Source organism: Microvirga sp. RSM25 (assembly GCF_044784385.1).
Taxonomy (GTDB): Bacteria; Pseudomonadota; Alphaproteobacteria; order Rhizobiales; family Beijerinckiaceae; genus Microvirga; species Microvirga tunisiensis.
On sequence record NZ_CP173039.1, the window covers coordinates 2,591,956 to 2,606,718 of the forward strand.

Consider the following 14,763-nt stretch of genomic DNA (forward strand, 5'->3'; position numbering starts at 1 on the left):
GATCTCGCTCAAGGGGGCGCCGGACGCCCGGGCCCCCGACAGGCGAGGCTCATTGGCCTGAGGTCCTCTCGCGGCGCTGCCTTTCCCGCTCGGCGATTTCCGGTGTCACGACATCGCCGAAATCGGACATCTCGTAAAACGGCCGGATCTCGATCTCGCTCGGGCCGAACATCGGGTTGGGGCAACGCTTCACCCATTCGACCGCCTCGTCCATGTCCTTGACTTCCCAGAGCCAGAAGCCGGCGACGAGTTCGCGGGTCTCGGCGAAAGGCCCGTCGATGACGGTGCGGCTGGGGCCGTCGAAGGCGACCCGTTTGCCCTGTGAGGACGGCTTGAGCCCGTCCGCAGTCAGGAGGACGCCGGCCTTGATCAGCTCGTCGTTAAACCGGCCCATGGCCTCGAAAAGCTCGGCCGTGGGCATGACACCCGCTTCGCTGTCCTCGGTCGCCTTGACCATCACCATCACACGCATCGTCTCATCTCCTCTGAACCACGGAGGCTCTCCAGGCTCTCCTGTCTGTATGACGAACGAGCCTCGGCGGGATCGACATCCCGTCGAAAGATTTTTGCACCAGGACGGTTCGAAAAGGGACTCGGAAAATCGGGATAGGGGGAACCTCGCGGTTCCTCCCCTCCCACACCACCGTACATACGGGTCCGTATACGGCGGTTCGTCGGATTACTCGACCGGCTTGACGTAGACAGAGGCGAGGCCGAGGCGTTTGAAGAAGGCATTCGGGAAAGCCGTAGCCAGTGCTGGGCTGATACTGATCCGCCAAGGGCCGTGAGGGCTCCCGGCGGTTTGCGCCGCCAGATCCTTTCCGATACCAAGACGGCGCAGTTCCGCGAAGCGGTGACGCCCATACTTCCACTGCTTCCAGACGATGGCACGGAGCCGTCGCCTGACCCATTTGTCCAGCCCACGCAAGATCCCTGGTGTCTCGCAGAAGCCGAAGTACCCGCGCCACCCAATCAGGTAGCGTGATAGCGCCAGAGCAATCTGCGCGAGGCTGCGCCCACCTGTCCGTGGCGTGAGTTCTCGGACTCGCTTCTTGAATCGGGCGAGCGCCTGCGGCGCGATGCTCCGCCTGAGCCGGCCCTGGTTCATGAAGCTAAAACCGAGGAACTTCCGTTCGGTCGGAGAGGCCACAGCGCTCTTGGCCGTGTTCACCCTCAGCTTGAGACGCCGTTCGAGGAACCGGGTGACGCTGGCCATGACCCGTTCGCCTGCGCGAGGACTGCGAACATAAATGTTGCAATCATCGGCGTATCTTGCGAATCGGTGGCCGCGCCGTTCCAGTTCCTTGTCGAGCACATCGAGCATGAGGTTTGACAACAGCGGCGAGAGCGGCCCCCTTGCGGGACTCCCTCATCCATCGGATCGACCATCCCACCCACGAGCACACCGGCCGTCAGATAACGGCGGATGAGCCGGAGCAGGTGTCGGTCCTGCACCCGTTTGGCCACCAGACCCATCAGGATGTCGTGGTTCACTCGATCGAAGAATTTCTCCAAATCGAGATCGACGACGGTGTGGCAACCGTCAGCGATGAACTGCTGAGCGGCGGCCACCGCCTGATGCGCCGAGCGTCCGGGCCGGAACCCATAGCTCGACGGCGAGAAGGTCGGGTCCCAATCCTCTTGCAGCACCTGCATCACTGCCTGCTGGAGGAAGCGGTCGAGCACCGACGGAATGCCGAGGCCGCGAGTGCCTCCCGATGCCTTCGGAATGTCGACGCGCCGCACCGGCTGCGGCTGGTAGGTGCCGTTGAGAAGTTGAGCCCTGATCTCGGGCCAGTGGTCTTTCAGGTGGGCGGCCAGATCGTCGACGGTCATGCCGTCAACGCCGGGCGCGCCTTTGTTGCGTCTGACCTGGGCCAGCGCCTTCTTCAGATTGTCGCGGGCGACAATCCTCTCCATCATTGATCCCACCGGGATCGCTGGGCTTTCGGGGGCAGGTGCCGCCGACAGGACTTCGGCTCCTCCGGCGAGTGGGCTCGGGGTTTCACCCTCTGCCCCACCACCGAAAGCCAACTCAAGTTGGTGTTTCTGCCGCTTGGTCCGTCGAGACACCCGTTCTACTCGCCCTCTCTGACGTTCGGGCCTTCGATCTTGCGACCTACTATGCCGTCTGCTGACTTCTCCGCCACGATCACGGGCCTTGCAGCCCGCTCAGTCCGGAAGACCGGACATGGTGGAGATCTCCCGAGGTAAGTTCGACCGCCTTCCCCGCACACCTGCCGGATTTACCGCCCCGGTCTTTGATGACTCTGGACTTCGCAGTCATCTGCCTGCTCGTCCGGCCGCGGCGGCCTCATATCCGGTTCTTGTCCATCAGGTCGCGGTTTTGCTCCACGCTTCCTTCAGACCCCACCTCACGATGACGCCCTTGCGCTTTGCTAACCCTTCGCCATCATCAGGCTGGGTAGAGGACTTACACCTCCGAGCTGTCGAACATGCTCGGCACACAGAAAAAGCCCGGCACGAGGGCCGGGCTTTTCCGATTTTCTGGCAATGGGCTTGATCAGCCGCCGATCACCGAGGCGGGATCGACCTTCACACCCGGGCCCATCGTCGAGGAAACGGCGACGCGCTGAATGTAGGTGCCCTTGGCGCCGCTGGGCTTCGCCCTGGAGACGGCGTCGGCGAAAGCCTTGATGTTCTCCACCAGCTTGCCCTCGTCGAAGGAAGCCTTGCCGATGCCGGCGTGGACGATACCGGCCTTCTCGACGCGGAACTCGACGGAGCCGCCTTTGGCGCCTTCCACGGCACCCTTCACGTCCATGGTGACCGTTCCGACCTTCGGGTTCGGCATCAGGCCGCGCGGGCCGAGAACCTTACCGAGACGGCCGACGAGCGGCATCATGTCAGGAGTGGCGATGCAGCGATCGAACTCGATCGTGCCGCCGTTGACGACCTCGAACAGCTCCTCGGCGCCGACGATGTCGGCACCGGCAGCCTTGGCCTCGTCGGCCTTGGCGCCGCGGGCGAACACGGCAACGCGGACCGTACGGCCGGAGCCGTTCGGCAGGTTGCAGACGCCGCGGACCATCTGGTCGGCGTGGCGGGGATCGACGCCGAGATTCATCGAGATCTCGATGGTCTCGTCGAACTTCGCCTTGGCGCGTTCCCTGATCAGCTTCACCGCGTCCTGGATCGGGTAGAGCTTGGTGACTTCGATGCCCTCGCGGGCGGCGCGGATGCGCTTACCTTCCTTAACAGCCATCATGCCCTCCTTACGCCACTTCCATGCCCATCGAGCGCGCGGAGCCCTCGATCATGGCCATGGCGGATTCAACGGTGTCGCAGTTGAGATCGACCATCTTCTTCTCGGCGATCTCGCGGATCTGGTCGCGGGTCACGCGGCCGACATTGCCGCCCTTGCCGGGAGTCTGCGACCCCTTGTCGATCTTCGCGGCCTTCTTGAGCCAGTACGAGACCGGAGGCTGCTTCATCTCGAAGGTGAAGGAACGATCCTGATACGCGGTGATGATCACCGGGATCGGGGTGCCCTTCTCCATCTGCGAGGTCTTCGCATTGAAGGCCTTGCAGAATTCCATGATGTTCAGGCCGCGCTGACCGAGCGCCGGACCGATCGGCGGCGACGGGTTGGCTGCGCCTGCGGGCACTTGAAGCTTAACGTAGCCCGAGATTTTCTTTGCCATAGGACTGCTCCCAATGGACCAACCGCCCGGCGCCAACCGAGCGGAATGGCAGTTGCAGATCGCGGTGCAGTCTGAGGACCCCGGCTGGCGACCGGGCAGACCTCCCGCGGATGAAGGCCCCTATCAAGGGACCTGGAAAGTGTTACCGGAAAGGTACCACTTCCCTTCCGGTCAGATTTTTTCGACCTGACCGTATTCGAGTTCGACCGGCGTCGCGCGGCCGAAGATGGAAACCGCCACCTTGAGGCGGGCCCGGGCGTCGTCGACTTCCTCGACGACACCGTTGAACGAGGCGAACGGACCGTCGGAAACGCGGACCTGCTCGCCGACCTCGAAGCTGACGGACGGCTTCGGATGATCGACACCCTCGGCCACCTGGCCCTTGATCCGCTCGGCTTCCCGATCCGGGATCGGAACCGGCTTGGACTTGTCGGCCCCGAGGAAGCCCGTCACCTTGGGCGTATTCTTGATGAGGTGATAGACCTCGTCGGTCAGGTCGCACTTCACCAGGACATAGCCCGGGAAGAACTTGCGCTCGGTGTCGACCTTACGGCCGCGGCGCACCTCGACGACCTTCTCGGTCGGGACCATCACTTCGTCGAACTTGTCTTCCAGGCCGCGCTGCGCCGCCTGATCCTTGATCGACTGAGCGACCTTGTTCTCGAAATTCGAATAGGCGTGGACGATGTACCAACGCTTCGTCATTGCATCCACCCCTTAACCGCCAAGCCCAAGGATCACTGAGCGAACGCCCCAGCCGATCGCCTGATCGACGACCAGGAAGAATACGCTAGCGACCACCACCATCACGAACACCATGGCGGTCGTGATCATGGTCTCCTTGCGCGTCGGCCAGGTCACCTTCGCGGCTTCCGAGCGGACCTGCTGTATGAAATCGAACGGGTTCGTCTTCGCCATTTCCTTACGTCCACATCACCTTGAGAGCGGCTGCGAACGTCCTCTGAGGGCACGCTTGAGCCCAAATTGAAGGGGCGCGAGGCTGCTTTCCAAGCCTCGCGCCACCTGTTCAAACCATCTATGGGGCGCTTCTCTAACGCAAAACGCCCGCTTTGTCGACCGCTGGCAGGAGTGGAGGGACTCGAACCCCCAACCCCCGGTTTTGGAGACCGGTGCTCTAGCCGATTGAGCTACACTCCTCCGGCGGTCAACAGGTGGCGGAAACCCGCCACCTGGATCGGTATTAGTCCATCACGGCGGCGACGACGCCGGCGCCGACGGTGCGGCCGCCTTCGCGGATGGCGAAGCGCAGCTTCTCTTCCATGGCGATCGGCGCAATCAGCGTCACCTCCATGGTGATGTTGTCGCCCGGCATCACCATCTCGGTGCCCTCAGGCAGCGTCACCACGCCGGTCACGTCCGTCGTGCGGAAGTAGAACTGCGGGCGGTAGTTGCCGAAGAACGGCGTATGACGCCCGCCCTCTTCCTTGGTCAGGATGTAGGCCTCGGCCTTGAACTTCGTGTGCGGCTTGATCGAGCCCGGCTTGCACAGCACCTGGCCGCGCTCCACGTCCTCGCGCTTCGTGCCGCGCAGCAGCACGCCCACGTTGTCGCCCGCCTGGCCCTGATCGAGCAGCTTGCGGAACATCTCGACGCCGGTCACCGTGGTCTTCTGCGTGTCGCGCAGACCCACGATCTCCACTTCCTCGCCGACCTTCACGATGCCGCGCTCGACGCGACCCGTCACCACCGTGCCGCGGCCCGAGATCGAGAACACGTCCTCGATCGGCATCAGGAACGGCAGGTCCACCGGACGCTCCGGCTGCGGGATGTAGCGGTCAACCTCGGCCATCAGCTCGAGCACGCGCTCGCGCCCGATCTCCGGCGACCGGTCCTCCAGAGCGCACAGGGCCGAGCCCTTCACGATCGGAATGTCGTCGCCCGGGAAGTCGTACTTCGACAGAAGCTCGCGCACCTCCAGCTCAACCAGGTCGAGCAGCTCGGCGTCGTCGACCATGTCGACCTTGTTCATGAACACCACCAGGGCCGGAACGCCCACCTGACGCGCCAGCAGGATGTGCTCGCGGGTCTGCGGCATCGGGCCGTCGGCCGACGACACCACCAGGATCGCGCCGTCCATCTGCGCCGCACCCGTGATCATGTTCTTCACGTAGTCGGCGTGGCCCGGGCAGTCCACGTGGGCGTAGTGCCGGTTCGAGGTCTCGTATTCCACGTGCGCGGTCGAGATCGTGATGCCGCGCGCCTTCTCTTCCGGCGCCTTGTCGATCTGGTCGTACGCCGTGAACGTCGCGCCCCCGGACTCCGCCAGAACCTTCGTGATCGCCGCCGTCAGAGACGTCTTGCCATGGTCCACGTGACCAATCGTCCCAATGTTGCAGTGCGGCTTATTGCGCTGAAACTTTTCCTTCGCCATGTCCTTAGATCCTCGACACGCTTTGATACCTGAACGGCAAACTCGTGCCGCCCAATAGGGCTCTTTGCTCAGTTACGCAAGAGCCAGTTTCGATAGGCGGACAGATAATCTGTGATCATCGAATTACCAGGATCCCGCCTTTCGAAAGCCAGCACGATCCCGGTCGCCACGCCACGATCACCAGTTTCGCCTCCAAGCGTCCATTCTGACCCCAGAATAAGTTAACCCGTCGCCTTGTCGACGAGGACCCAACGGGACATCGAACGTTTTCAGACGAACTGCGGCCGAGGCCGGCTGATTTCCAGCGCGATCAAGCTGACGAATTCATCCGTCGCCCGGGCCGTCAGAACTTGCACGAAATGCGCCATCAGCTGCGAAAATTCGCGGCAGGCTCGATCCTGATCCGGTCGGCGGTTGCGGTATCGGCAGCCCTGGGCTGAATGAGCCCTTCCTCCTCCATCGACCAGGACCGAATGATCTCGACCCCTTCCACGGCAACCTCGACGATCCTGTACCGACTGAGATCTTGAACAGCCAAGTCATGGAGCGGAAAAGGCATCCGCTCAGAAACGCACACAAGAGTGCTACAACGACGCTTCTCAGAACGAAAAAACCGGCGGCGGCGGCAAAGAATTACAGGAGATTTATCGGATTGAAGGGTTGGAGCGGGTGAAGGGAATCGAACCCTCGTATTCAGCTTGGAAGGCTGCTGCTCTACCATTGAGCTACACCCGCATGCCCTTCTGATTGGGTGGTGGGGGAAGTAGGACTCGAACCTACGAAGGCATAGCCAGCGGATTTACAGTCCGCCCCCTTTGCCGCTCGGGACATTCCCCCATAGAGCCCAACCCGAACGCAAAACGCCGAGGCTGTTCTGCAGAGCGCTCGCCGTGGCTGAGCGTTCCGTGGCGCTCTTATGGTGACCTGCATGGCCGGTGTCAACCTCAAAGCGCAACGAAATCGGCGGGTCGTGAATGGACTCACTCTGTGCTATGGCCCCTTCCGTCAACACACGAGATCCAACGATCATGAGCGACCGTCCTTTCCAGTCCCGCAAGCCGAGATTCCAGCGCCCACACGGGAAACCCGGTCGCCGCGACCCTCAGGCGAGACGGCCGAATTTCGAGATCGACACCACCATTCTCTATGGCTGGCATCCCGTTGCGGAAGCCTTGCGCAATGGCAAAAGAACGATTCGTCGGCTCCTGGCCACGGAGAACTCTGCCAGACGCCTGAGCGAAGAGTTGGATGCTCCCTTGCCTATCGAACCTGAGATCGTCCGCCCGGATGAGATCAACCGCCTCCTGGAGCCGGATGCGGTGCATCAAGGCCTCTATGCCGAGGCCGATCCCCTGCCCTCCCCGTCCGTCGACACCCTGAGCGGCAAGCGTGTGGTCCTGGCCCTCGACCAGATCACCGATCCCCACAATGTCGGCGCCATCGTCCGCACGGCCGCCGCCTTCGATGTCGAGGCCATCATCACCACCGCCCGGCACAGCCCGGCCGCCACGGGCGTTCTCGCCAAATCGGCGTCCGGCGGCCTCGAGCATGTACCCTTCATGATCGTGCGCAACCTCGGCGATACGCTGACCGCGCTCGGCAAGCTCGGCTTCCAGCGGATCGGGCTCGACTCCTCGGGCGAGGTCAGTCTGGACGAGATCGAGATCAGTCTGCCGGTGGTTCTCGTGCTGGGATCGGAGGGCAAGGGCCTGAGACAGCGGACCCGGGACTGCTGCGACGTCATCGGCCGCCTCGACATGCCCGGAGCCATCAAGAGCCTGAATGTCTCCAACGCCGCCGCGGTCTGCCTTTATGCTGTGGTCAAGGGGGCTTCCAGAAGCGCTCGGAAGTAAAGCCGGAATGACGGCTAACCATCTGCCGCTATTCAGTAATTTATTTGGTTGTACGGCTTCTTAGACGGAAGTCGCAAATACCAATTGTGAATTGTGGAAAGGAAGCCCGGAGGTAGCCTCCCATTCGTTGGATTCTTGGCTGCCATGCGCAGTCACGATGCCGCGGCCCAGGCCTGCACTGCATGGCTTGCGGCTCAGAACCCGGATCACCGGGCATACGAATGGAAGGGAACCCTATGGCAACAGCAGCTACCACGCCTCATTCGGCTGCCGCAACGCGGCGGCCGATGACGCGGGAGGAAAAGAAGGTCATTCTGGCCTCCTCTCTCGGTACCGTCTTCGAATGGTACGATTTCTATCTCTACGGCTCTCTCGCCACGATCATCGGCGCGCAGTTCTTCTCCGCCTTCGACGTGACAACCCGTAACGTCTTCGCGCTGCTCGCCTTCGCGGCGGGCTTCCTCGTCCGCCCCTTCGGCGCAATTTTCTTCGGCCGCATCGGCGATCTCGTCGGCCGGAAATATACCTTCCTGGTCACGATCCTGATCATGGGCTTTTCGACCTTCCTCGTGGGTCTGCTGCCCAGCTATGCTCAGATCGGCTGGGTCGCTCCCGTCGTCCTGATCGCCCTGCGCATGCTCCAGGGTCTCGCGCTCGGCGGCGAATACGGCGGCGCTGCGGTCTATGTGGCGGAACATGCACCAGTGGGACGTCGCGGCTTCTACACCAGCTTCATCCAGATCACGGCAACTGTCGGTCTCCTGCTCTCCCTCGTCGTCATCCTCGTGCTTCGCACCTGGATGGGCGAGCAGGGCTTCCAGACCGGCGAGGGCTGGCCGATCGCCGGCTGGCGTATTCCGTTCCTGCTTTCCGTCGTGCTTCTCGGCGTCTCGGTCTGGATTCGTCTCCAGATGCAGGAATCGCCGGCGTTCAAGAAGATGAAGGAAGAGGGCACGCAGTCGAAGGCTCCGCTGAAGGAGGCATTCGGCCAGTGGAGCAACCTCAAGATGGTGCTCATCGCCCTGATCGGTCTCGCGATCGGCCAAGCCGTGGTGTGGTACACGGGCCAGTTCTATGCCCTGTTCTTCATCCAGAGCATTCTGAAGGTCGATCTGCTCACGTCGAACGTGTTGATCGCCTGGTCGCTGATCCTTGGAACCGGTGGCTTTGTCTTCTTTGGTGCGCTGTCGGACAAGATTGGCCGCAAGCCGGTGATCCTCGGTGGCTGCCTGATCGCGGCGATCACCTACTTCCCGCTCTTCGGCGCCCTCACGAGCGTGGTCAGCCCTCGCCTCAACCAAGCTCTTGAGACCGCGAAGGTCCAGGTCGTAGCCGATCCCGCCACCTGTGGCTCGGTGTTCGATCCGGTCGGCATCCGCACCTTCACTGCGAAGTGCGACATCGCCCGCGTGGCCCTGGCTCGCTCTGCGGTCAAGTACGAGCTCGTTCCGGCTGCTGCCGGCAGCGCCCCGAAGGTGACCTTCAACGGCAAGGAAACTCCGATTGCCGATGCCATTCCGGCCAACATCACGGCCTTCACGGCAGCAGCTGCAGAAGCGGGTTACCCAAAGGCAGGCGATCCGACCATCCTGAAGGTCGGCGGCTTCTTTGACGCCCTTGGCAACACGCAAGCCCTTAAGGCTATCGGCATCCTGACGATCCTCGTGATCTACGTCACGATGGTCTACGGCCCGATCGCGGCGGCTCTGGTGGAATTCTTCCCCACCCGTATCCGCTACACTGCGATGTCCCTGCCCTACCACATCGCCAACGGCTGGTTCGGCGGCCTCCTGCCTCCGACAGCTTTCGCGATGGTGGCAGCCACCGGCGACATCTACTACGGCCTCTGGTACCCGATCGTGATCGCCCTCGTGACCTTCGTGGTCGGTCTCCTCTTCGTACCGGAGACCAAGGACCGGGATATCCTGACCTTCGATGGCCTCGGCGCGAAGCGCTAAGCTTTCGAAAGGCCCTGACAGGAAAGCCCCGCCTCACGGCGGGGCTTTTCATTTCGCGTCAGGCGAAGTCGCCGCTCAGTAGCAGGTCGTCACACGGCGGACGATCCAACCCTCGCCCTCCACGAAGAGGCGCTTGCGAGAAATGTCGCAAGGAACGTCGTTCACGGATTTTGTCTCGATCGAGGACGTGGTCTCCACATCCTTCGCCGCGACGGATGTCGCCGTCTGCTTGTCAGGCTTGGCCTCCACGGCGTGGCCCGCATAAGCGGCATCCGTACGCTCCGCGGCAAGACCGAAGCCGATGGCAACCGCCAGAACGGCCATAACTTTGAGGCCGCCGCTGAGCGGCGAGATCCTTTTCCGAGCAGAAGCCCCTAAAGCCTTCATAACACCAACTCCATGATCAGGTTTTCCTGACAATTCCAGAAATCAGGGTTGGTTTCGGTGTGCTGGGACACTTAATATTTACGTTTGTGTGGAACTTGCGTCCCGCCTCGCGGACTGCTACCTGAGCACCGTGACGTCAGCCGGTGTAGCACAGCGGTAGTGCAGCGGTTTTGTAAACCGAAGGTCGGGAGTTCGATCCTCTCCACCGGCACCATTCCTCCGCTGGGAGGAACCTCCTCCCGCCGGACCATTCGTGAAAACTCCATTGGTACCCGCTTCATGCCCCCGTGTGGGAAGCGTTCACTGACCGTCGCCAGTGCCTCCGCTCCCGCTGGATCCGCCGTTGCCCTGCCCTCCGGAACCGCCCGAATTCTGTCCGCCCTGCGAGCTGCCGCCACTGGTGCTGCCAGTGCTGCCGGGATTTCCTGAATCCATACCACTGCTGCTCGACCGACCGGGCGATCTGGTCAGCGGCTGGCAGGTTCCTCCGATTTCCTGCTCGCCCTGCATGCAGGCTCGCGTCGCGGGATCCCCCTGAGCCATCGCGGCACCCTGCGAGGCCGCCAGGAACAGCACGGTGAGCAATGGCGCCGTAATCGCTTTCATCATTCTGTCCTCGTTTCTCCAGGTTTCCTGTCGACGGATGAGCCGCTCGAATGTTTCCGCGCCGCCGCCTGCCCAGGGGCACATTCGACGAAAGACGGGTCACATCATCGAGAGCGAACAGGATCGGCGCCCTACCCAATCGTCGACGGCAGATTGCCCGCCGAGGTAGTCCCGCTGCCCATGCAGAGTTTCCAGGCACGAGGCTTAGGCTGCACGCTCCATGTCGTGGTGGAGGCACATGTGGATGTTCTCTTATTGAATGTGATGGGTTCAGCCGCCATAGCCTCCGCCGTCGTGGCCGCGGTCATGGCGACCCGGCTGTCGAGAGAGCTTGCCGGATTGTCGCGTGACGAGCCGGCCTCCGGCTCATGGCCCGGCCATTGAGCCTTCATCACCGACAGGCGTAGGGCCTGCTTATCGTGAACCGACATTCAAGCGGTTCTCATCTCCGCTGCGGCGCCATCCGCGTCAGATCCGCGTCTTCCTAACGAATGCGCTCCTTGCCCCAGTTTTCGTGAGCGGCCTGATCGGACAGCTTCTGCTCGGTTCGCGTCAATCTGCGGCGCCGGCTGCTGTAAACGGCCATGAAGATGCCGATCAGCAAAGGCCCGCCGATAATCACGAGGGCCCAAACCCAACCGTCGGCTATATCCCAATCCATCGATCGTCTCCCTGCGAAGGACCGCACCCGGCGATCCCAGCGTTCTCAAGGGGCTAACCGGAATGCCAAGTCGTTGTTCCCGGCGATGCGATGCATAGGCAAAGGCGCTTTCCGGCATTAGACAGACGAGAATATCCAGGCCGCCTCCAGCTCGTAGAGACCCTATGCCCGTCGCCATCTCAGACCCCGACGACCCTCGGATTGAGCCGTACCGTGCCGTCCGGGAGCGCGATCTCGTTGGGCGACAGCATCGCTTCGTCGCGGAAGGCGAAGTGGTCCTGAGGCTTCTCCTGAAGCAGTCCCGCTTCAGGATCGAATCTCTCTTGCTGGCGGAAAGCCGGCTGGGGACCTTGGGCGATGCACTGGATCTGCTGTCTCCCGAGGTTCCGGTCTACACGGCGAACCGGACAGTGATGGATGCCATCGTCGGCTTTCCGATCCACAGGGGCATCCTGGCCATCGCCCATCGGGCTCCCCTGCAGCCGGTCGAGGAATTGCTCTCGCAGATGCCCGGGAATGCGCTGGTGGTCGGCCTGATTGGCTTGGCAAACCATGACAATGTCGGTGGGATTTTCCGCAATGCGGCGGCCTTCGGCGTTGGGACGGTTCTGCTTGACCAGGAGACCTGCGACCCGCTCTACCGCAAGGCCGTCCGTGTGTCGGTCGGAGGGGCTCTGGTAGTGCCTTTCACCAGGGTCGCCTCGGCGGAGGCCATGGTGCAGGCCCTGCAGGCGGCGTCCTTCGACGTGATTGCCTTGTCCCCGTCTGGCAAAGAGATCCTCTCGCGAGTCAAACCTTTCCCGCGAACTGCTCTGCTCCTCGGAGCCGAAGGACCCGGGCTGCCTCCGGAACTGCTGGCACGAACCAGAACCGTATCCATCCCGATGAGCGGCGGCTTCGATTCCCTGAATGTTGCAACCACGAGCGGAATTGCCTTGCATCATCTCTCCCGAGATGACTGACATGGCAATTCCGCTCGCTGACTTGTGAAAAGCGGCTCTCTTGTCTCCAAGCGTAGCCGTTCTAGGCTTCTGCTCCCACGCCTGGAGACTCTCATGACAATCACACGCCGCACCGTTCTTGCCAGCACCGCCCTCGCTGCCGCACCCTCGGAGGTCCCGCCTTGGCCCAATCCGCCACCTCGAATCCGGCTCCGACGCAGGGATCCGGCACCCGCCAAGCGCCCGGCTTCTATCGCTACAGGGTCGGCGATATCGAGGTGACGGCCATCAATGACGGCTCTGCGCCGCGTGCTCTCGAGGGCTTCATCCGCAACGCGGAACTCTCGGCCGTCCAGCAGGCAGCCCGCGAGGCATTTATGCCCCAGGACACCATTCAAAACTCCTTCACCACGCTCGTTCTCAATCAAGGTGGCCGAGTGACATTGATCGACACGGGAAATGGAGATTCGGGCGCTCCCACGACGGGCCGTTGGCTCGACAACTTCCGCGCGGCCGGCTTCGACCCGTCACAGGTCAATACCGTGGTCATCAGCCACTTCCATGGCGACCACATCAACGGCCTTCGCCGCAAGGATGGCACGGCCGTGTTTCCGAATGCCGAGGTCCTGGTGCCGGCGGCCGAATGGGCCTTCTGGATGGACGACGCCCGCATGAACCAAGCTCCGGAAGGCGCCAGGGGCGGTTTTCAGGGCGCCCGCCGCGTGTTCGGCCCCATCGCGAAGGATGTGAAGCACTACGAGATGGACAAGGAGGTCGTGCCGGGTCTGACGAGCATCGCCGCGCCGGGCCATACGCCAGGACACACGGCCTACATGCTCTCGTCGGGCTCGGGCCGGCTGCTGATTCTCTCGGATACGGCGAACCATCCTGCCCTTTTCGTCCGCAATCCTGACTGGTCGGCCGTTTTCGACATGGATGCCGACCAGGCCCGGGCCACCCGCTACAAGATGCTGGACATGGCCGCCTCCGAGCGGGCACAGGTCGCCTTCTATCATGCGCCCTTCCCGGCGACCGGCCATATTGCGAAGGACGGCAGCGGGTTCCGCTTCGTGCCGGTGCAGTGGAGCCCGGCTGTCTAGGGTGTCGGCTGGCTTCCAGCCGTTTCCGTGAGAAGCCACTCCAGGGTGGCCGCATCTGCGCCGGTCGGCTCGATGAAGAGAATGACCGGCGTCTCATAAGGATGCCTCTCCTTGAGCGCCCGGTGCACCTGATCCTGAAGGCCCGTGCGGGTCTTCAGGATGGCAACCGCCTCCTGCCCCTGCTCGATGCTGCCCTTCCAGGCATAGACGGACCGCATGCCCGGCAGCACGTTGATGCAGGCGATCAGCTGGTCCCGGACAAGTCCCTCCCCGAGCGACAGGGCGATGTCCACATCGGGAAAGGTCGTATAGACGAGAAGCGGGCGATCCATGCTATGCCTTTCCTCCGCATCCGGTCGGACGCAACGAGGGTAACTGGGCATGGCCCGCCGTTTCAACAATGTCGCATTCGTCGCCAGCGCCGCGCCCGACGCCCAGGGCGCCCTGAAGACCTTGCAGAGCCGCTATCCCCACGTTGTTCCCGAGGAGGCCGATGCCATCGTGGCGCTCGGCGGCGACGGTCTGATGCTGCAGAGCCTCCACAGGTTCATGGGCACGGCCAAGCCCATTTACGGCATGAACAAGGGCACGGTCGGCTTCCTGATGAACGATTACCGGGAAGAAGACCTGTTCGAGCGGCTGGAAGCGGCCGAGCGCGGCGTCGTTCACCCCCTGCTGATGGTGGCCTGGGACGTGCACGGCGTGGCCCATACGGCGCGGGCGATCAATGAAGTCTCCATGCTGCGGCAGACTTACCAGGCCGGAAAGCTGCGCGTGAGCGTCGATTCACACGTGCGAATCCCCGAGCTCATCGCCGACGGCATCCTGGTTTCGACGCCGGCCGGATCGACCGCCTACAATCTCTCCGTCGGCGGGACGATCCTGCCGCTCAATGCGCCCCTGCTCGCCCTGACGCCGATCTCCGCCTTCCGCCCCCGGCGCTGGCGCGGGGCGCTTCTGCCGGATTACGCCAAGATCCAGATCGAGGTCTTGAAGCCGAGAACCGCCCGGTCAGCGCGGTGGCCGACCACACGGAATTCCGCAACGTCTCCCACGTGCATGTCTCCATGGATCGCAGCGTCGATCTCGTGATGCTGCACGATCCCGGCCACAGCCTGGACGAACGAATCTTACGGGAACAATTCGGCTATTGATGGCAGCAAAGGCATGGGCTCCAACATGCCGGTCCAAACGATGAGG

16 protein-coding genes, 4 tRNA genes and 2 pseudogenes are annotated in these 14,763 nt (G+C 62.7%); 6 read left to right on the forward strand and 16 right to left on the reverse strand.

From position 1 onward, the window contains the following. Positions 1-49 precede the first annotated feature (49 nt). From ACD578_RS12295 to ACD578_RS12345, 11 genes and pseudogenes are all read right to left on the reverse strand, one after another. Positions 50-472 carry a YciI family protein gene (locus ACD578_RS12295; RefSeq protein WP_404293385.1) on the reverse strand — a complete coding sequence of 141 codons (423 nt, stop codon included), beginning with the start codon at positions 470-472 and terminating at the stop codon, positions 50-52. Between the two features lie 207 nt (positions 473-679). Then, positions 680-1,108 (reverse strand): group II intron maturase-specific domain-containing protein, encoded by a 429-nt coding sequence (locus ACD578_RS12300; RefSeq protein ID WP_404293818.1) that lies wholly within the window; start codon positions 1,106-1,108, stop codon positions 680-682. 63 nt (positions 1,109-1,171) lie between these two features. Further along, positions 1,172-1,923, reverse strand: a pseudogene (ltrA, locus tag ACD578_RS12305) (group II intron reverse transcriptase/maturase); the annotation flags it as partial. A 601-nt stretch (positions 1,924-2,524) separates the two neighbouring features. Next, entirely contained in the window at positions 2,525-3,226 is a 702-nt protein-coding gene (gene rplA / locus ACD578_RS12310) for a 50S ribosomal protein L1 (protein WP_404293820.1), read from the reverse strand. A gap of 10 nt (positions 3,227-3,236) precedes the next feature. Beyond that, the gene (rplK, locus tag ACD578_RS12315) at positions 3,237-3,665 is read right to left on the reverse strand and encodes a 50S ribosomal protein L11 (protein WP_152718393.1); all 429 of its coding nucleotides are present in this window, start codon (positions 3,663-3,665) and stop codon (positions 3,237-3,239) included. Between the two features lie 171 nt (positions 3,666-3,836). Further along, entirely contained in the window at positions 3,837-4,370 is a 534-nt protein-coding gene (gene nusG, locus ACD578_RS12320; RefSeq protein WP_009764284.1) for a transcription termination/antitermination protein NusG, read from the reverse strand. A 12-nt stretch (positions 4,371-4,382) separates the two neighbouring features. Then, positions 4,383-4,583 carry a preprotein translocase subunit SecE gene (secE, locus tag ACD578_RS12325; RefSeq protein ID WP_047192276.1) on the reverse strand — a complete coding sequence of 67 codons (201 nt, stop codon included), beginning with the start codon at positions 4,581-4,583 and terminating at the stop codon, positions 4,383-4,385. A 163-nt stretch (positions 4,584-4,746) separates the two neighbouring features. After that, positions 4,747-4,823: transfer RNA gene (locus ACD578_RS12330), tRNA-Trp, on the reverse strand. Positions 4,824-4,866: 43 nt separating this feature from the next. Then, positions 4,867-6,057: an elongation factor Tu gene (gene tuf, locus ACD578_RS12335; protein ID WP_152718694.1), complete on the reverse strand. Its 1,191-nt coding sequence runs from the start codon at positions 6,055-6,057 to the stop codon at positions 4,867-4,869. Positions 6,058-6,718: 661 nt separating this feature from the next. Beyond that, positions 6,719-6,792: transfer RNA gene (locus ACD578_RS12340), tRNA-Gly, on the reverse strand. Positions 6,793-6,809: 17 nt separating this feature from the next. Then, a tRNA-Tyr gene (locus tag ACD578_RS12345) sits at positions 6,810-6,894 on the reverse strand. Between the two features lie 191 nt (positions 6,895-7,085). Between ACD578_RS12345 and ACD578_RS12350 the strand changes: the two genes are divergently transcribed. Together ACD578_RS12350 and ACD578_RS12355 are read left to right on the forward strand one after the other, a co-directional pair. Beyond that, positions 7,086-7,910, forward strand: a complete 825-nt coding sequence (locus ACD578_RS12350) for a TrmH family RNA methyltransferase (RefSeq protein ID WP_404293386.1) — start codon at positions 7,086-7,088, stop codon at positions 7,908-7,910. Between the two features lie 236 nt (positions 7,911-8,146). Beyond that, positions 8,147-9,868 (forward strand): MFS transporter, encoded by a 1,722-nt coding sequence (locus ACD578_RS12355; protein WP_404293387.1) that lies wholly within the window; start codon positions 8,147-8,149, stop codon positions 9,866-9,868. Positions 9,869-9,943: 75 nt separating this feature from the next. Here ACD578_RS12355 and ACD578_RS12360 read toward each other — a convergent pair whose 3' ends face one another. Beyond that, on the reverse strand, positions 9,944-10,255 hold the full coding sequence (locus tag ACD578_RS12360; protein ID WP_404293388.1) for a hypothetical protein: 312 nt from the start codon (positions 10,253-10,255) through the stop codon (positions 9,944-9,946). A 139-nt stretch (positions 10,256-10,394) separates the two neighbouring features. On the opposite strand from ACD578_RS12360, the gene ACD578_RS12365 reads away from it, so the two are divergent. Continuing rightward, positions 10,395-10,469, forward strand: a tRNA-Thr gene (locus ACD578_RS12365). Positions 10,470-10,555: 86 nt separating this feature from the next. Here ACD578_RS12365 and ACD578_RS12370 read toward each other — a convergent pair. The 3 genes from ACD578_RS12370 to ACD578_RS12380 all read right to left on the reverse strand — a co-directional run bounded on the left by ACD578_RS12370 (position 10,556) and on the right by ACD578_RS12380 (position 11,522). Further along, the gene (locus ACD578_RS12370) at positions 10,556-10,864 is read right to left on the reverse strand and encodes a hypothetical protein (RefSeq protein ID WP_404293389.1); all 309 of its coding nucleotides are present in this window, start codon (positions 10,862-10,864) and stop codon (positions 10,556-10,558) included. A 128-nt stretch (positions 10,865-10,992) separates the two neighbouring features. Beyond that, positions 10,993-11,292 carry a hypothetical protein gene (locus ACD578_RS12375; protein ID WP_404293391.1) on the reverse strand — a complete coding sequence of 100 codons (300 nt, stop codon included), beginning with the start codon at positions 11,290-11,292 and terminating at the stop codon, positions 10,993-10,995. A gap of 53 nt (positions 11,293-11,345) precedes the next feature. Then, positions 11,346-11,522 carry a hypothetical protein gene (locus ACD578_RS12380; RefSeq protein WP_404293392.1) on the reverse strand — a complete coding sequence of 59 codons (177 nt, stop codon included), beginning with the start codon at positions 11,520-11,522 and terminating at the stop codon, positions 11,346-11,348. A 164-nt stretch (positions 11,523-11,686) separates the two neighbouring features. Between ACD578_RS12380 and ACD578_RS12385 the strand changes: the two genes are divergently transcribed. Together ACD578_RS12385 and ACD578_RS12390 are read left to right on the forward strand one after the other, a co-directional pair. Continuing rightward, the gene (locus ACD578_RS12385) at positions 11,687-12,484 is read left to right on the forward strand and encodes a TrmH family RNA methyltransferase (RefSeq protein ID WP_404293393.1); all 798 of its coding nucleotides are present in this window, start codon (positions 11,687-11,689) and stop codon (positions 12,482-12,484) included. Between the two features lie 161 nt (positions 12,485-12,645). Beyond that, a complete protein-coding gene (locus tag ACD578_RS12390; protein ID WP_404293394.1) occupies positions 12,646-13,563 on the forward strand; it encodes an MBL fold metallo-hydrolase in 918 nt (305 codons plus the stop codon). Here ACD578_RS12390 and cutA read toward each other — a convergent pair. Further along, entirely contained in the window at positions 13,560-13,895 is a 336-nt protein-coding gene (gene cutA, locus ACD578_RS12395; protein WP_404293395.1) for a divalent-cation tolerance protein CutA, read from the reverse strand. The two genes, ACD578_RS12390 and cutA, sit on opposite strands and share 4 nt — an antisense overlap. A gap of 49 nt (positions 13,896-13,944) precedes the next feature. Between cutA and ACD578_RS12400 the strand changes: the two are divergent. Next, positions 13,945-14,717, forward strand: a pseudogene (locus ACD578_RS12400) (NAD kinase). Positions 14,718-14,763: the final 46 nt, after the last annotated feature.